Raw genomic sequence first — 20,773 nt, 5'->3', positions numbered from 1 at the left:
TTGCGGGCGGTGGTACCAGGGGCGCTACAGCGCACCCCTGGACCCCGCCCACGCGTGGCAACCTCACGCGCGAACAAGGTTTCGTCGTGGTCAAGATCCGTGCGCGCGTGAGGTCACCACGCACGCGATCTCACACGGTGCCGCCGTCGTCAGGAGCTGTAGCCGACGCCCCGCAGTGCAGCCGGCCCCGCAAACGAGGCAGCCTCACCCGCTAGTTCCGACACGTCCGTGCGTGCTGCTCAGCGGCGAACCGGGCAGGGCCCGCACCCGTGATCAGGATCGGCCGTCGGCACCCTTCGCACCGGATGAACTCCCCGCGCCTGTCCGTCTCGACCCACACGCGCGAGCCCGCCGCCGTACGCCAGCCGTCCCGCCTCATCCTGTCTTCCCTTCCCTCTCGTTCCAGTACTCGCGCGATCAACCGGGCGCCCTCCGGACGCAGCCACACCACCGGCTCACCGTGCGCCCCCGCGTGAGGTACGGCCCGCACCGCCCGCGCGTCCACACCGAGTTTGCCCAGGCTGGCGTTCAGTTCTTCGGCAGCCTCGTACGCTTCACGCCAACCTGACAGGTAGTCAACTCTGGGCACGAACACGGCGTCGTCCGCCCCGCCGTAATCTTCCCCCTGAGCGTTCACGTTCGCACACCCTTTCCGGCCCCCCGTAGCGCCGCCGTTCGCCCCAGGAGTCCGCCGCGCATCGAATCGAACACGTGTCACATAGGTCAGCAGCCTATGCCCGTGCACCCTGCGAGCGCTCAGCTACGGACAGTCAGATTATGAAACCGGAGCAAAAAACACACCAACTCCACACTGTCAGCACAGAGTTCACACGCGACACGCCGCAATAGCGACGGAACGGCCCCCTCCCTGCCGAGACAGGGAAGAGGCCGCCCACTAGATCACCTTCCTGAGCCGTGGGTCAGTAGAGGTACTCCTCCGTAACCCACCCGATGTAGCCGCCCGGCAGGCCACCCGCCGAAGCCGTCTGCAACATCACCTCATCCCACACCTGACCCGTGTCGTCATAGGCAGAGGTGATCACCTGCACCGGCTGACCCTCGTAGATCAGGCCGAGTATCGCCCGATCCGTTCCCGGACCCGTGCGCACCCGCAACCCGTCCACCGTCGCCGACTTGAACACCGACTGATCCGCCGGATACGACACACCCGCCCCGGAGCCGCCCGACGAGTAGCCCGGGTCCACCGGCATGGCCGACGCCGCCGAGACGCCCACCAGGCCAACGCCAGCCACCAGCGCACCCGACACCACCAGTGCCCGCAGAGCCTTACGCCCCATGATTCAGATCCTCTCGACTCGAAGAGGACGAGCAGCCGCCAACCAGTCGGCAGCCACTCATCCGGATGAGTGGCCAGCATCCAACGTCAGCATCCAAGAGGTCAACCACTTATCCGGATGAGTGGCTAAATGATGCGGCCCACAGACGCACAGAAATCCCCGCCACCCCCTCGAAAATTGGGTGTGGCGGGGCTCTAGTTGTTGCTGCGTTCGCTGGGCCGAGGACAGAGACAGCGCTCAGACAGTACCGAACGACCCTTCCTTGACGCCTGCCACGAAGGACGCGAACGCGTCAGCGGGGAACTCCAGAACCAAGCCGGCAGGGGTCTTGGAGTCACGGACGGGGACCACGCCGCGCGAGACGACGAGGTTCGCGGCCACCTCGATGCAGTTGCCGCCGTTGGAGCTGTAGGAGGACTTGAACCAGCGAGGGGATTCGGTCGTCACGGGGTGCCCTTTCGAAGCTGTTCGATCACGGCCACGGATTCTGTCTGCGACAGGGCTTCGGCCTGCAACTGATGGTAGGCCGATAGCAAGGACAGAACGAACGTGGATTCGCGGTCCAAGTGCCCCCGGGCCTGGGACTCCGCGTACGCGATCATGGATCGGTCTGACATGGTCAGTAGGTTGATCGGCAGGTTGAACGGCCGTCGTTCGCCTATGTCGTACGGCGCAACCTGAAGATGGGTGTTCGGCAACGCAGCGAAGTCTACGAGGCGTTGAAGCTGCTCGTTCATGACCTCGGTGCCGCCGACTGGACGGCGGATGCAGCTTTCGTCCATCACCACAAGCATCGTCGGCGGCCGGGACCGTACTAGCGTCGCCTGCCGCTCCGCCAGGACCGAGACCCGTTCAGCTGCTTGTTCGGGTGTGATGGTGCCCCGGCGTACGTCGCCATCTGCCAGGGCGCGTGCGTACGCGGGTGTCTGAAGCAAGCCGGGAATGATCCCAATCTCAAACAAGCGGATCTCTACTGCGCGGCCCTCGTACCCAACGTACTCAGGGAACCCTTCCAGCAACGAACCCTGTCGAAGATCGCGGTACTGACGCTCGAACGACTCTGCTGTGCCCGAGACGCCGAAGGCACGGTCAGCACTACGCGAGAAGCGGAGAGTTGGAGGCTTCCGACCATTTTCGACGGCCGAAATATGCACACTGGAATATTCCGTACGCTCGGCCAGGTCCTCTTGAGTCCAGCCGCGTGTCTCTCGCAGGCTGCGTAAACGCGCTCCGTAGGCCGCCTCCGGAGAAGCGTCCGGGTTCAACTCGTTTTTGTTCACGGTGCGTTCGCGACCTTCCATCCTTCGATGACACGTTGAACGGGTCTCGACTGTAGGCCACTCTGAATCGCCCTGGTAGTGGAAGCACTACGGAGAGGAGCGGTCGTGTCCAGCAAGAACGACCCCGCCCAGTGGCAGGGCCCCCCGCACGTTCCCAGCCCTGGCACGCTGATGGTGGACGGGCGTGATCGGGTCGGCGAGTTCCGGGGCGTGGCGTACGGATACTGGCATCTGCGTCCGGTCGGAGGCGGCAAGGAATGGTCGGTTGCCCCGGATGAGGTGCGGCCGGCGAGCCCCACGCAGCGCTTGCATGCCGAGACTGCCCGCGCAAATGCGCGTAGCCGGGGTGAGCTGCTGTGAGTACCCGAACCCGTCGCAAGTTCGCCTTTTTCAACTGGACACTTCGGCCGGACCATGACGAAGACTCTCCGCCGACGATGTACGCGTTTCGGTGCCTCACGCTCAACGACGACGACACCGAGTGCGCCGAGGAGTCGCCGCCGAGCCGGGACCCCACCGAACCGCAGGGGTGGGCATTCGATCACATGCGTGCACACCCTGAGCACACCAGTTACGCCGAGGTGATCGAGCGCCCGTGGGTCATGTGGCGCCAGAGGCCGACATGACCAGCCGACCGGAACCAGCGGGTTACTGGTGCGAAGTGCTCGCCGAGGGACTCGTGTGCGGCACAGGAGATAGCACCCGGTACGTCTTATCCACCTACCGGACCATTTCCCCCGTGCTCGCGCTGCGTTGGCTCCGCAGCGAAGCACTGCACATCGCGGATCGGCTTGACCTCAATCCCCTCAGTTCGGGGTGGGTGTACCCGTCCATGCTCGTGGCGAGCATGCCCCTTCCGGATTGCCCTGCAGAACTCAGGGCGTGGGCCACCGACCAGGCCGAGGAACGCGAAGCGCGCCAGCACCTCAAGGGCGGCCATCCGATGTTCGCGAAGTTCCTGGATACGGACTGCACCTACACCTTGGCCGTCTGGCCAGTCGGGCTACCGACTGACAAGGGCGCCCCGTTGGCACCAGAGCCGATATGTCACCGAATCGGCGGGTTATCGCATCCCCTGTACGTGCTCGCGGAGGACCCGTGGCGGTGGAACTAGCCGCCCGCTCTGAGACTCCGCCCCCGCCACATTGACTCGCTCTGTGACAGGGGGCGGCCACTACCCGGAGCCCGACCGGGCCGGGACCGCCCGAAGAAAGGGGCGCGGAGATGACCGCGACCACCGAGCACAACACCGCCAAGCCCGAGCCCACTGGCAGCGACACCGAGGCCACCGAGCCGGCCGCGCCGGACGACGACGAGCACCAGGACGAGGGCGCAACCGCATCTCTCGGCGGCTATCTGCTGCTCATTGGCTAGCGGCGCCATCTGGCCACGGAAGCCCACACCCATCAAGCGGAAGGAAGCAACACGTGACCACACTCCTTGAACCGCCCGCCGCATCCCCCGTCACCGGTATCCGGTCCCTGGAACTGGAGATCACCGGTAAGTGCCAACTCACCTGCACGCACTGTCTGTCCGAGTCCAGCCCGCAGGCCACGCATGGCACGATGACGCCCGCTGATTGGCGCGCGGTCATCACGGACGCCGCCGCTCTGGGCATCCGGACCATTCAGCTCATCGGCGGTGAGCCGACCACTCACCCGAACTGGCGTGAGTTCACGGAACTCGGGCTGTCGCTCGGACTGCACGTCGAGGTGTACTCGAACCTCTTCCACGTCAGGCCCGAGTGGTGGGACCTGTTCACGCGCGACGGGGTGACGCTCGGCACGAGCTACTACAGCGACGACCCCGCCGAACACGACAAGATCACGGGCCGGAACGGCAGCTACGTCCGCACACGGTGCAACATCCGGGACGCCGTCAACCGTGGAGTCACCATCCGAGCCGGGATCGTGGACATCCTGCCGGGACAGCGCGTAGCCGAAGCCCGCGCCGAGCTGGAATCCATGGGCGTGAAGCACATCAACACCGACCGAGTACGCTCCGTGGGCCGCGCCGCACTGCCCGGCACGAAGCCGACGTTGGACGAGATGTGCGGCAGGTGCACCAGGGGCCGAGCCGCCATCCTCCCCAACGGGGACCTAGCCGGCTGCGTGCTCTCGCGCGACTTCCCGGCAGGCAACGTGCGGGAAACGCGGCTCGCCGAGCTGTTCCGTGGGAAGGCTTGGGCGAACCTGTCGGCCAGCATTCCGCCCCCGCGCGTGACCGCGTGCCCGCCGGACGACTCGGGCGACTGCGATCCCGCCAACACCGAAGCATGTGATCCCGCGTACTGACCTGGAAGGCTCAGCGGCATGGATTGGGAGACAAGGGCACACGCCCTTGCAGACCAGGTGACCGACCCGGACTCGCGATGGCTCGCCCTCGTGGCACGCACCGCCCGTCACCTACTGGTTCCGCGATGGTGGGAAGTGGACGACGCGGGACGATGGGTGCTGCGGGACGGGCCCAGCGACCCGGAAGCGTGGGCAGACGCCGCGTACGCAGACCGGTCGCTGATCACCAGGGTTGGCACGCTGCACGCCGACCAGGCAAAGCCCGGCGACCAGCCCAAGGGACTACCCACCTCGTCCGCCACACTGCCGAGCTTGGTTGTCCGGATGCTCCGACACGGCCGACTCGGCGACGGACTGTCCCTGCTCGACTTGGGAACCGGAGCCGGCGGACTCACGGCGTACGCCTGTCACCGGCTCGGAGACGGATGCGTGACGAGTCTGGACGTGGACCCATACCTAGTCAGCGCGGCAGGAGAACGGCTTGCGTCCATGGGCCACCACCCGAAGATGGTCACAGCTGACGCCACCGAGCACGTACCGGGCTCATACGACCGAATCGTGTGCACGGTGGCGCTAACTCCGGGGCCGGGGCTCCGGGCGGTACTCGGCGCGCTGGAACCCGGAGGGCGCATCGCAACGACCCTCGCGCACACTTCCCTGATCATCACCGGATGGAAAGACCGGAACGGGGACGTCATCGGGCAGGTAGAGCGGGACATGGCGGGCTTCATGCTCACCCGGTCCGGGGACGACTACCCACCCACCCTCGCGCACCTGTTCGCCCTAGCCCACGGGGGCCAGGGGGAGGAGACGAGCACCGGCCGGTATCCCGTGGTGGACGTTGCGAACGCGTGGGAACTCCGGTCCATGCTGGAAGTGACCACACCGGGCGTCGAACTCGGCTACGAGATCAACGGACGCCAGCGGACCGCCTACCTCGTCCACCCGGATGGCTCATGGGCGCGCGCGTCCGCCGAGTGGACCGACCCGCCGGAAGTCCACCAGAGCGGCCCACAACGGCTCTGGGATGCCCTGGAACGCATCCGGAACCGGCTCAACGCCGAGGGCGCGTTGCCCCTACTCGGCGCCCGAGTCCGCATCACGCCCGATGGAGTGTGCCACCTCTCCCGTGGTCGGTGGCGCGCGTCCATCGGCGCCCTGTAAGCCCGGCACACCGCAGTTCCCCCACCCCTGGGTGTGCTGGTCGGTGACACGGCCCGAGCATCGCCACATCGCCCCGCCTGTGTGCTGCCCCCGGCGCACAGGCGGGACTCGGTGCTAAGGCATGCCATTCGGAACATTCCGACTTGAATCAGTCAAAATTACTCATTTGTTCACGCAGAAGTTTCCGTGTGTGGGAGTAAGGGCCCCGATACCGGCGCCACACGGGTTGACAGGCACCTGGACAGGCACCTGGACGTTGTTGCCGGCGGCAACGCCAGGGCTCTGGATAGCAATGCCGTCGGGCCCGGTGTCGGCTGCTGCGATGCCTGCCATCCCGACGGTGGCGGCAGCAGCCAGCGCGATCCCAGCGATGGCGGTACGTACACGCATGCTTTCCTCCTTAAAACGGGGACGTTCATCCTGAACATGGACCGTCGGAGGATCGTGAAAACGGAGCCCAGGGGGGCGCTCGGAGCGCAAGTGCATTGTCCGGTCGCCCCATCGAGCGCGGCACTCTGGGCATAGACATCGCAGGATGTGGCCACAGGGTCCGGTCGCGGGCCTCAGCGGACAGCCCCTACTTAGTCGCCCTTGTGCTCATTCTCACCCCGCCCAATGGGACCGGCGACGAACGACCCCTTGCCCCACCGGGTCTCGATGAGCCCCCTTTCCCGAAGGATGCGCACCGCCCGGCGGGCAGTCTCCCGCGCAACGCCGTGCCGCTCGCACAACTCCGCCTCAGAAGAAATCGGATCACCCGGACGCTTGCCCTTGATCTCTTCCGTCAGAGCGTCCAGCACATCCATGTAGGGGGCTCGCGGGGCGTGCGGATTCTCGGAGCGCTCGGGCATGGGGCAGAGCGTAGACAACGGGCCAACCCAGGGCTACTTAGACGAGCAGATGAGTTAGACGGGTAGACGAGTTAGACGTGTTGGCTTAGCGTGATCCCCCGAACACGAAAACGCCCCGACAGACCGATTAGGCCCGGTCCATCGGGGCTTGCCGAGACAGCTTCAAGGGAGCTGAAACGACCATGCGCGATGTTATCGCCCGCGCCATTTCCTGGGTGCTCTCCGTCCTCGCCCCTCGCCGGCCCGGACGCCACAGCGCCGAGCACTTCGCCGCTCAGACCGCCGAGCCCGACCCCACCCCCGCAAACCCATGGTCCCGACCGTGGACCGGGCCGTCCTCCCAGGAAGTCCGAGCCATCTTCAAGGACGAGTGGGCACAAAGGTTGCCTGCCGTACAACGGGAGCGGCTCTGGGCCAGCCAGTTCGCAGCGCTCGGGGTGGACTACGACTTTCCGACCATGGGTCTCGGCAGCGTCGTCACGCGAAAGAGGGTCGCCGCATGACCGCCCCTCGGTTCGTCGCCGCACTCCTCGGACCCGAACCCGCCCACGAGCCTTCCGGTGCAGCGTGCTGCCGCTGCCACCAGTGGACGTACGCCCCTGTGGCAGTCCGGTACATCGAGCGCCCGAGCGGCCCCGGAGTGACCTTGTACGCATGCCCGAGCCACGCCACAGAGTTCCCGCACGGCCCCACCCCTGGGGAACTGGAGCAGGGGGCATGAACGCCAAAGAGTGATCACTAGTCAGCCAAACGGCTGGCCAACAACCATCAAGCCCCGTCTGGCACTTGTCAGGCGGGGCTATCTTCTGCCTTCGTGGTGACGAAATCCAAGGTCAGCCAGATTCCAGGGGATCAAGTCGATACAGTGTGGTTAGCAAGCGCTCCCGGTCAGTACGGCGTCGTAGGAGGCGTACGGCAGCTTCGCCGGCCACTCGGGGTCCTTGAGGTCGGCGGTGACGAAGGAGACGCGGTCGTCGCCCTCGAAGGTGCCGCGCGCGATGGCGAGCAGGGCCGGGTCGAGGTCGACGCCGGTGCTGGTCGCCCCGGGGAACCGTGCCAGCAGCCGGGCGGTGATGGTGCCGGTGCCGCACGCGAGGTCGAGCACCCGCGGGGCCGGACCGACCAGTGCCTCGACCATGTCGAGCATGATCCGGAACCGCTCCTCGCGGTCCGGCATGTACCACTCCTGCTGCCGGTCCCAGCTTTCCTGCCATGCGGCCCAGTCGGTGCCCGTGCTCGTCGTCATCAGATCCGTACCCCTTGTCCGCGACGTCCGCGTAATACCCTGGATGCACGACCGGCTGTTACCCGACCGCAGACACGACCATAAAGCGCCCTCGTAAGGACTACAAGTGGAACTGGCCTATTACTCGGATTACGCCGTCCGTCTCGTCAACAGCGAGGAACCGGCGCGGGGGAAGGACTCCCTGACCTCGGCCGAGGCCGTCCGCGACCTCTTCGGCGCCAACTCGTCCGCGGCCCGCCGCACCACGGACGCCGACGTCACCCGCTTCCGCTCGGTACGGGCGAGGCTGCGCGCGGTCTTCGAAGCGGCGGACAAGGGCGACGAGACCCTGGCCGTGGACCTGCTCAACTCACTGCTCCTGGAGTTCCCGGTCAGCCCGCAGATCTCCGGCCACGACCACCGGGACGAGGACGGCCGCCCGCTGTGGCACATGCACCTGGCCGACCACCCGTCCAACGCCACCGCCGGCTACGCGGCCATCGCGGCGATGGGCCTGGCCTTCCACCTCACCGAGTACGGCGTGGACCGGCTGGGCCTGTGCGAGGCGTCCCCCTGCCGCAACGCCTACCTCGACACCTCCACCAACCGCTCCCGGCGCTACTGCTCCGACCGCTGCGCCACGCGCGCCAACGTGGCCGCCTACCGGGCCCGCAAACGCCTGGAGGCCGACCGGTCGGGCAGCAGCGGCCTGGCGGCCGAGAGCGCCCAGCGCGCCAGCGCGAGCGGCGAACGCTGACCGGCCGGGAGCGGCCGGTACCTGAAGTACGCCTTGCCCAGGACCAGTTCGTCCGGCACGACCCCGTAGTCGGTGCTGTCCCCGCCCGCGTACGGATTGTCGCCGAGTACCCACCAGCCGCCCTCGCGCCGCTCCACGGCACGCTTGACGACCAGCAGGTCCTGCTGGAACGGATGCCGCAGTACGACGATGTCCCCCGGCCGCACCGCTCGCCCGTACCGCAGCAGCAGCCGGTCCCCGTGCCGGAGCGTGGGCACCATGGACGGGCCCGTCACCTCGGCCAGCCCGAACGGCGCCACGGCCCTCCCCCGCTCGGTCTCCTGCGACAGCTCCGGCATCCCCGGCACCTCCCCGGTCCGTTCCTCCACCAGTCTCAGTCTCACCCTGGACTTTTGTCCTAAGCCCTAGGGGGCACCCGAGAAATCGCCTTCCTCAGGGAGTAATGTCGCACCTGAGAAGACGATCACGAGGAAGGAATGCTCCATGCTTTCCCGCCTGTTTGCCCCCAAGGTCAAGGTCAGCGCCCACTGCGACCTGCCCTGCGGCGTGTACGACCCTGCCCAGGCCCGCATCGAGGCGGAGTCGGTGAAGGCCGTCCAGGACAAGATGGCCGGCAACGACGACCCCCACTTCCAGGCGCGCGCCACGGTCATCAAGGAGCAGCGCGCGGAGCTCGCGAAGCACCACGTCTCCGTCCTGTGGAGCGACTACTTCAAGCCCCCGCACTTCGAGAAGTACCCGGAGCTGCACCAGCTGGTCAACGACACCCTGAAGGCCCTCTCGGCCGCCAAGGCGTCGACCGACCCGGCGACCGGCCAGAAGGCTCTGGACTACATCGCCCAGATCGACAAGATCTTCTGGGAGACGAAGAAGGCCTGAGGCTTTCTCTCCTCCTGACAAGGGGCCCGGCCGGTTCACCGGCCGGGCCCCTGCTTGTGCGTTCACGAAGTCAGCGGACGGATTCAGTGGAACTGCGGCACGATCAGGTAGATCCCGTACGCCACCACCGCCGCGCAGGCGAGGAAGCACAGGCCGGCCTGGGCGCGGCCGGCCGTGCCGGCGCCGCCTTCGGCGTCCTCGGCGCGGGACAGGCCGAGGACGCCGAAGGTGAAGACGACGACCACGGCGACCGTGACGCCGAGGCTGACCGTGGCGACCCGGCCGAGGGCGGACCAGTCGACATGCATGAGGGGCTCCCGGGGGGTCAGGCGGCCGTGCCGACGTTGGTCGGGGCCTGGGTGCGGAGGGTGACCTCGTGGTGGTCGTTGACGTTGTCGGCGCGCACCGGGTTACGGCGGGACGCGGCGACGATGACCCCGGCGAGCGCCAGCGCCACCAGGGCGATGACCACCGTGCCGGTGTTGCCGCCGTGTTTGACCACGCTCGCGGCCAGGCCGCCCACCAGCGCCGCCGAGGGCAGTGTGATCAGCCAGGCCAGCACCATCCGGCCGGCCACGCCCCAGCGGACCTCGGCGAGCCGGCGGCCCAGGCCCGCGCCGAGGATGCTGCCGGAGGCGACCTGGGTGGTGGACAGCGCGAAGCCGAGGTGCGCGGAGGTGAGGATCACCGCCGTGGAGGCGGTCTCGGCGGCGAAGCCCTGCGGGGACTGGATCTCGGCCAGCCCCTTGCCCATGGTGCGGATGATCCGCCAGCCGCCCAGATAGGTGCCGAGGCCGATGGCCAGACCCGCCGCGCCGATCACCCAGACCGGCGGACCCGCGTCGTGGCCCAGCGCGCCAGCCGAGATCAGGGTCAGCGTGATCACGCCCATGGTCTTCTGCGCGTCGTTGGTGCCGTGTGCGAGGGAGACCAGGGAGGCGGAGGCGATCTGGCCCAGCCGGAAGCCCTTGGTGACCGAGTCCTGGCGGGCCCGGGCGGAGAGCCGGTAGGCGAGGTAGGTGGCGACCAGGGCCGCGACACCGGCCACGACCGGGGAGGCCACGGCGGGGATCAGCACCTTCTCGGCGACCTTGTCGAAGTGCACGCCGTTGGAGCCCGCGCCGACCCAGACCGCGCCGATCAGGCCGCCGAAGAGGGCGTGGGAGGAGCTGGAGGGCAGTCCGGCGAGCCAGGTCACCAGGTTCCACAGGATCGCCCCGACCAGCCCCGCGAAGATCATCGCTGGACTGACCAGTGTGTCGTCCACGATCCCGCCGGAGATCGTCTTCGCGACCTCGGTGGACAGAAAGGCGCCGACGATATTGAGGATCCCGCTGACCAGGACCGCTATGCGCGGTTTGAGTGCGCCGGTGGCGATGGAGGTGGCCATCGCGTTCGCGGTGTCGTGGAACCCGTTCGTGAAGTCGAACGCCAGTGCCGTGACGATGACGACCGCCACGAGGAACGTGATGTGGTCCATTCCCCCAGGCTGGCAAGGGCAGGCCAATGCGCGGAGAACTGGAGGCGAACGCCGCGTCGAAGATGGGGGACCCTGTTGTGTGATCCTGTGCGGAAACGTTCAGTCTCTCCCTGTCAGTGCCCTGTGCCAGGCTGTGGACGTGAGCCTGGAGGACCTGAGACGACTGCGGCGCGTGCGCGACCGCATGGACCGCGAGTACGCCGAACCGCTCGACATGACCGAGCTGGCCCGGGGAGCCCACATGTCCCCCGGCCACTTCCAGCGCAGCTTCCGCAAGGCCTTCGGCGAGACGCCGTACAGCTATCTGATGACCCGCAGGATCGAGCGGGCCAAGGCACTGCTGCGCCGGGGCGATCTGTCCGTGACCGAGGTGTGTCTCGCGGTCGGCTGTACGTCGCTCGGCTCCTTCAGCTCCCGTTTCACGGAGCTGGTCGGCGAGACGCCGAGCGCCTACCGGGCCCGCGACCACGAGGAGAGTGCGGTGATCCCGCCCTGCGTGGCCCGTACGTTCACCCGGCCCAGCCGCCGGCCGTACTGAGCCGCGCGCGCCGTCGTCCGGTTGGGCCTAGCGTGAGCCCATGGACGTGAAACTCAAGACGTGCTTCATCGCGGTGGACGACCACGACAAGGCGCTCTCCTTCTACCGGGACGTGCTCGGCCTGGAGGTCCGCAACGACGTGGCCTTCGAGAACATGCGCTGGGTGACACTGGGGTCCCCGCTCCAGCCGGACGTCGAGATCGTGCTGGAGCCGCCCGGCGCGAACCCGGACGCCTCCCCCGCCGACCGGCAGGCACTGGCGGAACTGCTCGCCAAGGGCATGCTCAGGGGCGTCCTCTTCACCACGGAGGACTGCGACGCCCTGTACGAGCGGGTACGGGACTCCGGAGCCGATGTGCTCCAGGAGCCGACCGACCAGCCGTACGGGGTGCGCGACTGCGCCTTCCGGGACCCGGCGGGCAACCAACTGCGTTTCCTGCAGCGGCCCGCCGACTGACGCTCAGCGCATTCCCGGCGACGTCACGGGAGTTCGCGCCTACACTCCGGGGCGTGCTCATTCGCTGGACGTACGCCTTCGCCGACCGACCCGCCGACCGGCTGGGGGAGGCCGGCGCCTTCTGGACGACGGTCACCGGCACCCGGCTGTCCGAACCGCGGGGCGAGCGGGGCGAGTTCATGACGCTGCTGCCCGATGCGGCCACGGGGGCGGACGCGTGCGTGAAGCTCCAGGGGGTCGCCGAGGGGGACGGCGGCGCCCATCTCGACCTGTGCGTGCAGGACGTGCGGGAGGCGGCCGCGACCGCCCGTGACCTCGGCGCGGACCTCGTGGCGGACCATGGCGACCTCGTCGTACTGCGCTCTCCCGCGGGGCAGTTGTTCTGCGTGGTGGCCTGGCACGGGGAGGCGGTGCGGCCGCCCGTGGTGGCGGGCGGCCGGCTGGACCAGGTGTGCCTCGACATCCCGCCGTCCGCGTACCGCGCCGAGTCGGACTTCTGGGCCGGCCTCACCGGCTGGGAGCGGCTCGCCGGATCCCGGCCGGAGTTCGAGGTGCTGCGGCCGCCCGCGGGGCTGCCGGTGCGGATCCTGCTCCAGCGACTGGCCGCCGAGCGCCCCGCCTCCGCTCACCTCGACCTCGCCTGCGCGGACATCGGCGCGGTCCGTGCCCGGCACGAGCGGCTGGGGGCGGTCCCGGTGTCCCACGGTCCGCACTGGTCGGTGATGCGCGACCCGGCGGGCGGCGTCTACTGCCTGACCGGCCGCGACCCGGAGACGGGCGGCCTGCCGGGCGCCGGTCAGGGAGCCGTCGTCGCGTAGAGGCACACGACCGCGGTGCGCCCGGATGCCGCGGCCGGGTCCGCCGACGGAACCGGCGGGCAGGAGCGGTCCTCGCCCAGCGGCTGCCGCCGCGGGCGCCGCGCACCCGGCGACGGACCGGCCCCGTGCCCGTCCTGCCAGACGTACGGCCCCTTCGCGCGGGCGTCCTCGTGGAGTACGAGGGTGAGTCCTCCCCCCACGACCACGGCGACCGCCCAGACGGTCACCGCCCAGCGCCACCGCCTCCGGCGGCGCGTTCCCCCCTCACCGGTCACCCCCAGGGTTCCACGTCCACCACGGCGTCAGCGGGCACCGGCCCGTACACATGCGGGAACTCCTCCCCGCCCGGCTCCACCGCCTCGTACTTCACCGGCGCGCCGACCAGGGCCGGGTCCACGACCAGCACGACCAGCTGGTCCGGGCCGTCGTAGCCGCCGTAGAGGAAGTCGGCGATGCGCGGGAGCTGCTCGCGGGTGGAGAAGTGGATGAAGCCCTCCTCCTGGAGGGTGCGGCCACGGGTCGACAGCTCGTAGGCGCCGCGCTCGCGGGCCGCTTCCCACAGGGAGCGTTCGGTGATGTGGAAGATCCGGGGCAGTGTCGGCATGCGCCCACGGTACGGCGTAGCCGGCGGACTCAGCGCTTCCTCGTGTACGTCCGCACGAGCGCGCCGTTGCCGAAGGTCCGCACCCCGTCGAGGCCGAACTCCTTGATGTCCAGGCCACCGGCGAACATCGGCATGCCCGTGCCGTAGACGATCGGGTAGGTCTTGATGACGAGTTCGTCGATCTCCTCCAGCAGCTCTCCGGCGAGGCGCGAGCCGCCGCACAGATAGATGCCCAGGCCGCCCTCCTCCGCCTTCAGGGCGCGGACCCGGCCGAGCAGGTCGTCGGCGACGATCTCGACGTGCGGGTCGGGGGACGGGTCCAGGGTCCGGGAGGCGACGTACTCGCGCAGATGGGCGTAGGGGCTGGTGATGCCCTCCTTCAGGGCCACCTCGTAGCTGCCGCGGCCCTGGATGACGGTGTCGAACCGCTTGTTCTCCAGGTGGTCGGCGCCCAAGGGCGTGCGGGCGTGGGTGGGGAGGGTCTCCGGGAACTCCGTCTTGAGGAAGTCGAGGTACTCCTCGTCCAGGAAGCGGAGCATCGCGGAGCCGTCGCCGCTCTCGTCGCCGATGAAGCCGTCGAGTGAGCAGGCGATGAAGTAGGTGAGCTTGCGCAAGCCGGTCTCTTTTCGTTTTCCGTCGGGGGCGCGTGGGTCGTCGGGGCACGAACGCGATGAGCACTCCGTTCGCAGTGGTTCATTTGTAGTACTCCAACTGTCGTGGTTCAAGGGGTTTTCGCTGGAACGTCTCGACGCCGCCGCACAGCGACGGGCCCCGCACACTGTGGGGATGTGCGGGGCCCGGCTGACCGGAGCCCCGGTGACCGTGCGGGGTCAGGAGCCGCACGAGCCCGGGGTCCGGCGTTCTTCTCGACCGGCCGTGGTCAGCTGTTGCGCCGGGTCACGAACTCGGCGAGGGCCAGCAGACCGCCGGCCGCCTCGGGGTCCGGGACCGCGCGGGCCAGCTCCTGCACGGCGCGGGCCATCCGGTCGGCCGCCTCGGCCTGCGCCCAGTCCCGGCCGCCGGCCCGCTCCACGACCAGCGCCGTACGCGCGATGCCCTCGGCGTCCCCGGTGACGTACGGCTTGCCGTACAGCTCCGCCAGCTCGGCGCCGGCCTCGGTGCCGGACGCGAGCGCCGCCACTACCGGCAGCGACTTCTTGCGGGCCGCGAGGTCCGCGCCGGCCGGCTTGCCGGTGCGCCGCGGGTCACCCCATATGCCGATGACGTCGTCGATCAACTGGAAGGCGAGCCCGGCCTGGCGGCCGAAGCCGTCCAGCGCGGCCGCCTCCGCGGGCCCGGCGCCCGCGTACAGCGCGCCGAGGGCGCAGGCGCAGCCCAGCAGCGCGCCGGTCTTCGCCTCGGCCATGGCGAGCACCTCGTCGAGGGTGACCTCGTCCGGGGCGCGGCGCTCCATGTCCGTGTCGGTGTGCTCCCCGGCGCACAGCTCCACCACACAGTTCGCGAGCCGGGCCGCGGCCGGGCCGCCGGCCGGATGCGTGTCCTCGGCGAGCAGCCTCAGGGCCAGCGCGAGGAGGGCGTCCCCGGCGAGGATCGCGTCGGTGTCGCCGAACACCGCCCAGGCGGTGGGCCGGTGCCGGCGAGAGGTGTCCCGGTCCATCACGTCGTCGTGCAACAGCGTGAAGTTGTGGACCAGTTCGACCGCCACCGCGGCCCGGACGGCCGCCGTACGGGCCGTCGGTCCGCCGAGGGCGGCGGCCGCCGCCAGGACGAGTGCGGGCCTTATGGCCTTGCCGCCGTGGCCCGCCGCCGGGGTGCCGTCGGCGTGCTGCCAGCCGAAGTGGTAGAGCGCGATCCGGCGCATGGAGCCGGGCAGCGACTCCAGCGCCGCGCGCAGCTCGGGGTCGACCAGGGCCTTGGTGCGCTCCAGCAGCGCCGCCGCCTCCTGGCCCTCGGCCGGAGCGGTGTCGCCGGCAGCCGTGCCGTCCTGCCCTGCCCGTGCGTCCCCCGCCGCGCCGGGGTGCGGCACGGCGGGGGAACGGTGTTCGGTCTCCGTCAAGAACTCGGCCATGTCTCCCCCTCGCCAGGTCCGTGGACGCCGGCGTCGCCGGCCCACCCGGACACGTGTGCCGAGGATCTACCCGCCCCGGTGGGCGGGAACACGGCCGCGAAGTGCGGAAACGTCACCTCCACCGGCCGATCTCGACGTTCTCCAGCACGCCTAGAGCGTCCGGCACGAGCACGGCCGCCGAGTAGTAGGCCGTCACGAGGTAGTTGATGACTGCCTGTTCGTTGATGCCCATGAACCGCACCGACAGGCTGGGCTCGATCTCGTCCGGGATGCCCGACTGCCTCAGGCCGATGACGCCCTGGTCCTGCTCGCCGGTGCGCATCGCGATGATCGACGTGGTGCGCTCCGGGGTGACCGGGATCTTGTTGCACGGGTAGATCGGCACCCCGCGCCAGGTCGGGATGCGGTTGCCGCCGATCTCGACGCTCTCCGGGACCAGGCCCCGCTTGTTCAGCTCGCGGCCGAACGCGGCGATCGCGCGCGGGTGGGCGAGGAACAGCTTGGTGCTGCGGCGGCGGCTGAGCAGCTCGTCCATGTCGTCCGGGCTGGGCACGCCGTCGTGCGGCTGGAGCCGCTGGTCGTACTCGCAGTTGTTGAGCAGACCGAAGTCACGGTTGTTGATCAGCTCGTGCTCCTGGCGCTCCTTGAGCGCCTCGACCGTGAGCCGCAGCTGCTGCTCGGTCTGGTTCATCGGCTGGTTGTACAGGTCGGCCACGCGCGTGTGAATGCGCAGCACGGTCTGGGCGATGCTCAGTTCGTACTCTCGGGGCCGGGGCTCGTAGTCCACGAAGGTGTGCGGGATGTCGGGCTCCCCGGAGTGACCGGCCGCCAGCTCGACCTCCTTCTCGCCGTACTTGTTGGTCCGCTGCTCGGGGACCGCGCGCAGCTCCTCGAGGTGGGCGCGCAGGGTGGCCGAGCGCTCCGCGACCTGCTCGAAGTCCTGGCGGCTGAGGATCAGCACCGTGGTGGCGGTGGCCGCGCGGACGGTGAACTCCCAGATGGCGTCGGGGTCCAGCAGCGCCTGGTCGCCGAAGTAGGCGCCGTCGGCGAGGACTCCGAGGACGGCGTCGTCGCCGTAGGGGCCGGTGCCGACCTTCTCGACCCTGCCGTGTGCCAGCAGGTAGACCTCGCCCGTCTGGTTGCCGAAGTCGGCGATGATCTCACCCGGTGCGAAGTCGCGCTGACGGCAGCGCCGGGCCAGCTCCGTCAGCACCTCCTCGTCCCCGAACGCGCGCAGGGCGGGCAGCTCGCCCAGCTCGGCCGGGATGACCTCGACCTGGTCCCCGGTCTTCACGAAGGTGATGCGGCCGTCGCCGACGGTGTACGCCAGGCGCCTGTTGACGCGGTACGTACCGCCGTTCACGTCCACCCACGGGAGCGTGCGCAGCAGCCAGCGGGAGCTGATCTCCTGCATCTGCGGAACGGACTTGGTGGTGGTGGCCAGGTTCCGCGCGGCCGCCGTCCCGAGGGACTGTTGCGGCTTGCCCTGATCCGTGCGGACCTCTTCGCCTACCGACATAAGGAAATGTCCTCCCATGTATGCCCGGTGCCGGATGACGCGGGCACCGGTCTCGCCGCCGAGCCTTCCATCACGGATCGTGCCGTCGCCATTACCCGAAAGAGCGGGAATGGATCATCGGATTACTGGGCATGAGGAGGGATCTTGTACAACGCCTACGGGTCCGCCGGCCGCGCCGTCTGTCCGGATCGGCTCGTACAGCGCGCGAACGGGGTGGTCCAAGACGTCCGCTTTCGGTAGAGGTTGTGCCGGAAGCACGTGACAGCGAGGTGAGACCCGAAGGAGGCGGCATGGCCCCACCCATGTCCGCGAGCACGTTTCTGGACGTTCTGCGCGCGGAGGGCGTCACCGTCGTCGAGGTCGACGACTGGCGCCACCACAACCGCAACCACAAGGGCCAGTGGGGGCCGGTGCACGGCGTGATGATCCACCACACGGTGACCCGGGGCAGCGCGTCCACGGTGCAACTGTGCCGCGACGGCCGGGCCGCGCTGCCGGGCCCGCTGTGCCACGGTGTGATCACCAAGGACGGCACGCTCCACCTGGTCGGCTACGGCCGCGCCAACCATGCCGGGCTGGGCGACGACGACGTGCTGCGCGCGGTGATCGCCGAGAAGGGGCTGCCGCCGGACAACGAGGCGGACACCGACGGCAACCGGCACTTCTACGGCTTCGAGTGCGAGAACCTGGGCGACGGCGAGGATCCCTGGCCGGATGCCCAGCTGGACGCGATCACGCGCGCGGCGGCCGCGGTGTGCCGCCGGCACGGGTGGACGGAGCGGTCGGTCATCGGGCACCTGGAGTGGCAGCCGGGGAAGGTGGATCCGCGGGGGTTCACCATGGCGTGGCTGCGGGAGCGGGTCGGGGTGCGGCTGCGGGGCTAGCGGGCAGGGGTGCGGGTCCGCAGCGGTTGCCGCGCTCCCCGCACCCTCACGGATCGCTCCTGGCTGTGACAATGGAGCCGTGACCAGCCCCGACCCGCTCACCCCTCGTCTCCCGTCGCCTCTCCAGGAGGTCAGGGACGAGCGATTCGACCGCCACGGTCTCCGGCTGCTCCTCAAGCGGGACGATCTGATCCACCCGGAGCTGATCGGCAACAAGTGGCGCAAGCTGGTGCCGAACATCGAGGCGGCGCGCGGGCGGCCGCTGGTCACCTTCGGCGGGGCCTACTCCAACCATCTGCGGGCCACCGCCGCCGCGGGCCGTCTGCTGGGCGTGGCGACCACCGGCGTGGTCCGCGGTGACGAGCTGGCCAGCCGGCCGCTCAACCCGTCCCTGGCCCGGTGCGCGGCCGACGGCATGCGACTGCACTTCGTCGACAGATCGACGTACCGTCGCAAGACCGAGCGGCAGGTCCTGGCCGCGATCCTGCGCGCGGCCGGGGTCGAGGACGGGTACGTCGTCCCCGAGGGCGGCAGCAACAGCGCGGCCGTGCACGGCTGCCGGGCGCTGGGCGAGGAACTGCGCGGGCACGCCGACGTCGTGGCCGTCGCCTGCGGGACCGGCGGCACGCTCGCGGGACTGGCCGCGGGCCTGGCCCCCGGGCAGCGCGCGCTCGGCGTACCGGTCCTCAAGGGCGGCTTCCTGGAAGGGGAGGTACAGGCCCTGCAGGAACGTGCCTTCGGCGCCCGCACCGGCGACTGGTCCCTCGACGGGCGCTTCCACTTCGGCGGGTACGCGCGCACGACACCCGAACTGCACGCGTTCGCGCGGGATTTCGAGGACCGCCACGGGCTGCCCGTCGAGCGTCTCTATGTCGCCAAGTTGCTCCATGGACTTGTCGCCCTCGCGCAGGAGGGCGCCCACGCGCGCGGGACGACGATCGCCGCCGTGGTCACCGGGCGGCCGTTCCCGCAGGCCTAGGGCCCGTCCGCCCCTGCCCCTCGGACCAGCCCGCGGCGCCCGGTGCCGTGCCGTGCACCGCGGGCCCGGCGGGAAGCGCCGGACAGGGTCTAGCCCGCCTCCCGGTAGGCCGCCGCCTCCTCCAGGTCCAGGCGTCTGAGCAGTGCGCGCAGCATCTCGTCGTCGATGTAGCGATGGTCGCGGAGCTTGACGAAGACCTCGCGTTCGGCGCTGATCATCTCCCGGGACAGCCGGCGGTAGGTGTCGTCCACGGACTCGCCGGTGACCGGGTTGGTCTGGCCGAGCCGCTCCCAGACGGCGTTGCGGCGGCGCTCCAGGACCTGGCGCAGCCGGTCGGCTAGCGGCGGGGGCAGGGCGTTGCGCTCGTCGGCGAGGAGGTCGTCGAGGCGTTTGTCGGCGGCCCGGGAGGCCTGCGCCTGGGCGTTGGCCTCGGCCAGCGTCTCGGCCTGCAGGTCCCGCCCGGGGAACCGCATCAGGCGGATCAGCGGCGCGAGGGTGAGGCCCTGCACGACCAGGGTGCCGATGACCGTGGTGAAGGTCAGGAAGAGGATCATGTTCCGCTGCGGGAAGGGGGCGCCGCCGTGCACCGTGAGCGGGATCGAGAACGCGATGGCCAGGGAGACCACACCCCGCATGGCGGCCCACGACGTCACGATCGGCGCCCGCCAGGTGGGGTTCTCCTCGCGCTCGCGGATGCGGGCGGAGAGCAGACGCGGCAGGAAGGCGGCCGGGTAGACCCACGCGAACCGGGCCGCGACGACGACGAGGAAGACCGCGATCGCGTACCAGGCCGCGTCGCCTCCCCGGTAGGCGCCGAGCCCCTTGAGGACGGTCGGCAGCTGCAGCCCGATCAGCGCGAAGACCGCCGACTCCAGCAGGAAGGCGACCATCCGCCACACCGCGTCCTCCTGGAGCCGGGTGGCGAAATCGACCTCCCACGCGTGGTGCCCGAGATAGACGGCGACCACCACGACCGCGAGCACGCCGGAGCCGTGCAGCTGCTCGGCCACGCCGTAGGCGACGAAGGGGATCAGCAGGGAGAGGGTGTTCTGGAGCAGGGCTTCCTTCAGGTGGGTGCGCAGCCAGTGGATCGGCACCATGAGCACCAGTCCGACGAGCACACCGCCGACCGCGGCCCGCAGGAACTCCTCGATGCCGCCCGCCCAGGTGGCGCCCGCGCCGACGGCCGCCGCGAGGGCCACCTTGTAGGCGGTGATGGCGGTGGCGTCGTTGAGCAGGGACTCGCCCTGGAGGATGGTGGTGATCCTGGACGGCAGGCCGACCCGGCGGGCGATCGCCGCGGCCGCGACCGCGTCCGTCGGCGCGACCACCGCGCCCAGCACCAGCGCGGCGGGCAGCGGCAGCCCCGGTACGACGAGGTAGGCGACCCAGCCCACCAGGAAGGTCGCGAAGAGCACGTACCCGATCGACAGCAGTCCCACGGGCCGCTTCTGGGCCCGCAGATCGAGGTACGAGCTCTCCGTGCCCTCCTTGTAAAGCAGCGGGGGCAGCACCAGCGGCAGGACCACGTCGGGGTCGAGGGTGTAGTGCGGGATCCCCGGCACGTACGAGATGGCCAGACCCACCGCGACCAGCAGCAGGGGTGCCGGCACCGGTGTGCGCCGGGCGACCCCCGCGATGCCCGCACTGCCCGCCACCAGCAACAGCAGCGGCATCACGTCCATGGTCCTCGCCCACCCTCATTTTTCGCGCGGCC

At 69.6% G+C, this 20,773-nt stretch carries 27 protein-coding genes and 1 pseudogene; 13 read left to right on the top strand and 15 right to left on the bottom strand.

Going from position 1 to position 20,773, the window contains the following annotated elements:
• Positions 1 to 920: 920 nt before the first annotated feature.
• The 3 genes from ADK64_RS25090 to ADK64_RS25080 form a co-directional block, all read right to left on the bottom strand.
• A complete protein-coding gene (locus tag ADK64_RS25090) occupies positions 921 to 1,298 on the bottom strand; it encodes an SH3 domain-containing protein (RefSeq protein ID WP_053662134.1) in 378 nt (125 codons plus the stop codon).
• A gap of 237 nt (positions 1,299 to 1,535) precedes the next feature.
• Positions 1,536 to 1,745, bottom strand: coding sequence for a DUF397 domain-containing protein (locus tag ADK64_RS25085; RefSeq protein WP_053662132.1), 210 nt, complete (start codon positions 1,743 to 1,745; stop codon positions 1,536 to 1,538).
• Positions 1,742 to 2,599, bottom strand: a complete 858-nt coding sequence (locus ADK64_RS25080) for a helix-turn-helix domain-containing protein (protein WP_199829706.1) — start codon at positions 2,597 to 2,599, stop codon at positions 1,742 to 1,744. The genes ADK64_RS25085 and ADK64_RS25080 overlap by 4 nt, the downstream gene beginning before the upstream one ends.
• A gap of 84 nt (positions 2,600 to 2,683) precedes the next feature.
• On the opposite strand from ADK64_RS25080, the gene ADK64_RS43390 reads away from it, so the two are divergent.
• The 5 genes from ADK64_RS43390 to ADK64_RS25060 all read left to right on the top strand — a co-directional run bounded on the left by ADK64_RS43390 (position 2,684) and on the right by ADK64_RS25060 (position 6,036).
• Positions 2,684 to 2,938, top strand: a complete 255-nt coding sequence (locus tag ADK64_RS43390; protein WP_078992823.1) for a hypothetical protein — start codon at positions 2,684 to 2,686, stop codon at positions 2,936 to 2,938.
• A gap of 379 nt (positions 2,939 to 3,317) precedes the next feature.
• Entirely contained in the window at positions 3,318 to 3,692 is a 375-nt protein-coding gene (locus ADK64_RS25070; RefSeq protein WP_234384697.1) for a hypothetical protein, read from the top strand.
• Between the two features lie 110 nt (positions 3,693 to 3,802).
• On the top strand, positions 3,803 to 3,952 hold the full coding sequence (locus ADK64_RS46095) for a hypothetical protein (protein WP_159046324.1): 150 nt from the start codon (positions 3,803 to 3,805) through the stop codon (positions 3,950 to 3,952).
• Positions 3,953 to 4,005: 53 nt separating this feature from the next.
• Positions 4,006 to 4,872: a radical SAM protein gene (locus tag ADK64_RS25065; RefSeq protein ID WP_053662126.1), complete on the top strand. Its 867-nt coding sequence runs from the start codon at positions 4,006 to 4,008 to the stop codon at positions 4,870 to 4,872.
• Between the two features lie 18 nt (positions 4,873 to 4,890).
• Positions 4,891 to 6,036, top strand: coding sequence for a methyltransferase domain-containing protein (locus ADK64_RS25060; RefSeq protein ID WP_053662124.1), 1,146 nt, complete (start codon positions 4,891 to 4,893; stop codon positions 6,034 to 6,036).
• 162 nt (positions 6,037 to 6,198) lie between these two features.
• Here ADK64_RS25060 and ADK64_RS43385 read toward each other — a convergent pair whose 3' ends face one another.
• The gene (locus ADK64_RS43385; RefSeq protein ID WP_078992822.1) at positions 6,199 to 6,426 is read right to left on the bottom strand and encodes a chaplin family protein; all 228 of its coding nucleotides are present in this window, start codon (positions 6,424 to 6,426) and stop codon (positions 6,199 to 6,201) included.
• A gap of 191 nt (positions 6,427 to 6,617) precedes the next feature.
• Positions 6,618 to 6,887 carry a winged helix-turn-helix domain-containing protein gene (locus tag ADK64_RS25055; RefSeq protein WP_063789946.1) on the bottom strand — a complete coding sequence of 90 codons (270 nt, stop codon included), beginning with the start codon at positions 6,885 to 6,887 and terminating at the stop codon, positions 6,618 to 6,620.
• A gap of 182 nt (positions 6,888 to 7,069) precedes the next feature.
• Between ADK64_RS25055 and ADK64_RS25050 the strand changes: the two genes are divergently transcribed.
• A complete protein-coding gene (locus tag ADK64_RS25050) occupies positions 7,070 to 7,390 on the top strand; it encodes a hypothetical protein (RefSeq protein ID WP_053662120.1) in 321 nt (106 codons plus the stop codon).
• A 374-nt stretch (positions 7,391 to 7,764) separates the two neighbouring features.
• Here the strand turns inward: ADK64_RS25050 and ADK64_RS25045 are convergent.
• Positions 7,765 to 8,133, bottom strand: a pseudogene (locus ADK64_RS25045) (class I SAM-dependent methyltransferase); the annotation flags it as partial.
• Positions 8,134 to 8,239: 106 nt separating this feature from the next.
• Here ADK64_RS25045 and ADK64_RS25040 point away from each other — a divergent pair.
• Complete coding sequence (locus ADK64_RS25040; protein WP_053662118.1) at positions 8,240 to 8,869, top strand: CGNR zinc finger domain-containing protein; 630 nt, start codon at positions 8,240 to 8,242, stop codon at positions 8,867 to 8,869.
• Here ADK64_RS25040 and sodX read toward each other — a convergent pair.
• Positions 8,773 to 9,207 carry a nickel-type superoxide dismutase maturation protease gene (sodX, locus tag ADK64_RS25035; RefSeq protein WP_053662144.1) on the bottom strand — a complete coding sequence of 145 codons (435 nt, stop codon included), beginning with the start codon at positions 9,205 to 9,207 and terminating at the stop codon, positions 8,773 to 8,775. The two genes, ADK64_RS25040 and sodX, sit on opposite strands and share 97 nt — an antisense overlap.
• Positions 9,208 to 9,352: 145 nt before the next feature.
• Here sodX and sodN point away from each other — a divergent pair, with 145 nt between their 5' ends.
• On the top strand, positions 9,353 to 9,748 hold the full coding sequence (gene sodN, locus ADK64_RS25030) for a superoxide dismutase, Ni (protein WP_053662116.1): 396 nt from the start codon (positions 9,353 to 9,355) through the stop codon (positions 9,746 to 9,748).
• Positions 9,749 to 9,831: 83 nt separating this feature from the next.
• Here sodN and ADK64_RS25025 read toward each other — a convergent pair whose 3' ends face one another.
• Positions 9,832 to 10,056 (bottom strand): hypothetical protein, encoded by a 225-nt coding sequence (locus ADK64_RS25025; protein WP_053662114.1) that lies wholly within the window; start codon positions 10,054 to 10,056, stop codon positions 9,832 to 9,834.
• A gap of 17 nt (positions 10,057 to 10,073) precedes the next feature.
• Positions 10,074 to 11,228 (bottom strand): inorganic phosphate transporter, encoded by a 1,155-nt coding sequence (locus ADK64_RS25020; protein WP_053662112.1) that lies wholly within the window; start codon positions 11,226 to 11,228, stop codon positions 10,074 to 10,076.
• Positions 11,229 to 11,412: 184 nt separating this feature from the next.
• On the opposite strand from ADK64_RS25020, the gene ADK64_RS25015 reads away from it, so the two are divergent.
• Genes ADK64_RS25015 through ADK64_RS25005 form a run of 3 tightly spaced genes read left to right on the top strand, consistent with a single transcriptional unit; the run spans position 11,413 to position 13,041 of the window.
• Positions 11,413 to 11,766 (top strand): helix-turn-helix transcriptional regulator, encoded by a 354-nt coding sequence (locus tag ADK64_RS25015; RefSeq protein WP_420713031.1) that lies wholly within the window; start codon positions 11,413 to 11,415, stop codon positions 11,764 to 11,766.
• A 40-nt stretch (positions 11,767 to 11,806) separates the two neighbouring features.
• Positions 11,807 to 12,223, top strand: coding sequence for a VOC family protein (locus tag ADK64_RS25010; RefSeq protein WP_053662110.1), 417 nt, complete (start codon positions 11,807 to 11,809; stop codon positions 12,221 to 12,223).
• 53 nt (positions 12,224 to 12,276) lie between these two features.
• On the top strand, positions 12,277 to 13,041 hold the full coding sequence (locus ADK64_RS25005) for a VOC family protein (protein WP_053662108.1): 765 nt from the start codon (positions 12,277 to 12,279) through the stop codon (positions 13,039 to 13,041).
• On the opposite strand, the gene ADK64_RS25000 is transcribed toward ADK64_RS25005, so the two are convergent.
• The 5 genes from ADK64_RS25000 to ADK64_RS24980 form a co-directional block, all read right to left on the bottom strand.
• Positions 13,020 to 13,268, bottom strand: coding sequence for a hypothetical protein (locus tag ADK64_RS25000; protein WP_053662106.1), 249 nt, complete (start codon positions 13,266 to 13,268; stop codon positions 13,020 to 13,022). The genes ADK64_RS25005 and ADK64_RS25000 overlap by 22 nt on opposite strands.
• Positions 13,269 to 13,312: 44 nt before the next feature.
• Positions 13,313 to 13,645 carry a DUF952 domain-containing protein gene (locus ADK64_RS24995; protein ID WP_053662104.1) on the bottom strand — a complete coding sequence of 111 codons (333 nt, stop codon included), beginning with the start codon at positions 13,643 to 13,645 and terminating at the stop codon, positions 13,313 to 13,315.
• A gap of 29 nt (positions 13,646 to 13,674) precedes the next feature.
• Positions 13,675 to 14,259 carry a dihydrofolate reductase family protein gene (locus ADK64_RS24990; protein ID WP_053662102.1) on the bottom strand — a complete coding sequence of 195 codons (585 nt, stop codon included), beginning with the start codon at positions 14,257 to 14,259 and terminating at the stop codon, positions 13,675 to 13,677.
• Between the two features lie 266 nt (positions 14,260 to 14,525).
• Positions 14,526 to 15,674 (bottom strand): family 2 encapsulin nanocompartment cargo protein polyprenyl transferase, encoded by a 1,149-nt coding sequence (locus ADK64_RS24985; protein ID WP_053662100.1) that lies wholly within the window; start codon positions 15,672 to 15,674, stop codon positions 14,526 to 14,528.
• Positions 15,675 to 15,786: 112 nt separating this feature from the next.
• Positions 15,787 to 17,193 (bottom strand): family 2B encapsulin nanocompartment shell protein, encoded by a 1,407-nt coding sequence (locus ADK64_RS24980; protein WP_053662098.1) that lies wholly within the window; start codon positions 17,191 to 17,193, stop codon positions 15,787 to 15,789.
• Positions 17,194 to 17,483: 290 nt separating this feature from the next.
• Between ADK64_RS24980 and ADK64_RS24975 the strand changes: the two genes are divergently transcribed.
• Together ADK64_RS24975 and ADK64_RS24970 are read left to right on the top strand one after the other, a co-directional pair.
• Positions 17,484 to 18,077, top strand: coding sequence for an N-acetylmuramoyl-L-alanine amidase (locus ADK64_RS24975; RefSeq protein ID WP_053662096.1), 594 nt, complete (start codon positions 17,484 to 17,486; stop codon positions 18,075 to 18,077).
• Between the two features lie 79 nt (positions 18,078 to 18,156).
• The gene (locus ADK64_RS24970; RefSeq protein WP_053662095.1) at positions 18,157 to 19,056 is read left to right on the top strand and encodes a 1-aminocyclopropane-1-carboxylate deaminase/D-cysteine desulfhydrase; all 900 of its coding nucleotides are present in this window, start codon (positions 18,157 to 18,159) and stop codon (positions 19,054 to 19,056) included.
• Positions 19,057 to 19,145: 89 nt separating this feature from the next.
• Here the strand turns inward: ADK64_RS24970 and ADK64_RS24965 are convergent, their stop codons facing one another.
• The gene (locus ADK64_RS24965; protein ID WP_053662093.1) at positions 19,146 to 20,741 is read right to left on the bottom strand and encodes a Na+/H+ antiporter; all 1,596 of its coding nucleotides are present in this window, start codon (positions 20,739 to 20,741) and stop codon (positions 19,146 to 19,148) included.
• Positions 20,742 to 20,773 lie beyond the last annotated feature (32 nt).

It is taken from the genome of Streptomyces sp. MMG1121, assembly GCF_001280015.1.
Lineage (GTDB): Bacteria > Actinomycetota > Actinomycetes > Streptomycetales > Streptomycetaceae > Streptomyces.
This window is presented reverse-complemented; position numbering and strand designations above follow the sequence as displayed.

What these genes read in the sequence shown, in the direction of transcription:
- ADK64_RS25060 (WP_053662124.1), top strand. Translation starts at nt 4,891, where the DNA reads ATGGATTGGGAGACAAGGGCACACGCCCTTGCAGACCAGGTGACCGAC.
- ADK64_RS24985 (WP_053662100.1), bottom strand. Translation starts at nt 15,674, where the DNA reads ATGGCCGAGTTCTTGACGGAGACCGAACACCGTTCCCCCGCCGTGCCG.
- ADK64_RS25010 (WP_053662110.1), top strand. Translation starts at nt 11,807, where the DNA reads ATGGACGTGAAACTCAAGACGTGCTTCATCGCGGTGGACGACCACGAC.
- ADK64_RS25050 (WP_053662120.1), top strand. Translation starts at nt 7,070, where the DNA reads ATGCGCGATGTTATCGCCCGCGCCATTTCCTGGGTGCTCTCCGTCCTC.
- ADK64_RS43385 (WP_078992822.1), bottom strand. Translation starts at nt 6,426, where the DNA reads ATGCGTGTACGTACCGCCATCGCTGGGATCGCGCTGGCTGCTGCCGCC.
- ADK64_RS25055 (WP_063789946.1), bottom strand. Translation starts at nt 6,887, where the DNA reads ATGCCCGAGCGCTCCGAGAATCCGCACGCCCCGCGAGCCCCCTACATG.
- ADK64_RS24980 (WP_053662098.1), bottom strand. Translation starts at nt 17,193, where the DNA reads ATGTCGGTAGGCGAAGAGGTCCGCACGGATCAGGGCAAGCCGCAACAG.
- ADK64_RS25080 (WP_199829706.1), bottom strand. Translation starts at nt 2,599, where the DNA reads ATGGAAGGTCGCGAACGCACCGTGAACAAAAACGAGTTGAACCCGGAC.
- ADK64_RS24965 (WP_053662093.1), bottom strand. Translation starts at nt 20,741, where the DNA reads ATGGACGTGATGCCGCTGCTGTTGCTGGTGGCGGGCAGTGCGGGCATC.
- ADK64_RS25015 (WP_420713031.1), top strand. Translation starts at nt 11,413, where the DNA reads ATGGACCGCGAGTACGCCGAACCGCTCGACATGACCGAGCTGGCCCGG.
- ADK64_RS24995 (WP_053662104.1), bottom strand. Translation starts at nt 13,645, where the DNA reads ATGCCGACACTGCCCCGGATCTTCCACATCACCGAACGCTCCCTGTGG.
- ADK64_RS25025 (WP_053662114.1), bottom strand. Translation starts at nt 10,056, where the DNA reads ATGCATGTCGACTGGTCCGCCCTCGGCCGGGTCGCCACGGTCAGCCTC.
- ADK64_RS25020 (WP_053662112.1), bottom strand. Translation starts at nt 11,228, where the DNA reads ATGGACCACATCACGTTCCTCGTGGCGGTCGTCATCGTCACGGCACTG.
- sodX (WP_053662144.1), bottom strand. Translation starts at nt 9,207, where the DNA reads ATGCCGGAGCTGTCGCAGGAGACCGAGCGGGGGAGGGCCGTGGCGCCG.
- ADK64_RS46095 (WP_159046324.1), top strand. Translation starts at nt 3,803, where the DNA reads ATGACCGCGACCACCGAGCACAACACCGCCAAGCCCGAGCCCACTGGC.
- sodN (WP_053662116.1), top strand. Translation starts at nt 9,353, where the DNA reads ATGCTTTCCCGCCTGTTTGCCCCCAAGGTCAAGGTCAGCGCCCACTGC.
- ADK64_RS24975 (WP_053662096.1), top strand. Translation starts at nt 17,484, where the DNA reads ATGGCCCCACCCATGTCCGCGAGCACGTTTCTGGACGTTCTGCGCGCG.
- ADK64_RS25090 (WP_053662134.1), bottom strand. Translation starts at nt 1,298, where the DNA reads ATGGGGCGTAAGGCTCTGCGGGCACTGGTGGTGTCGGGTGCGCTGGTG.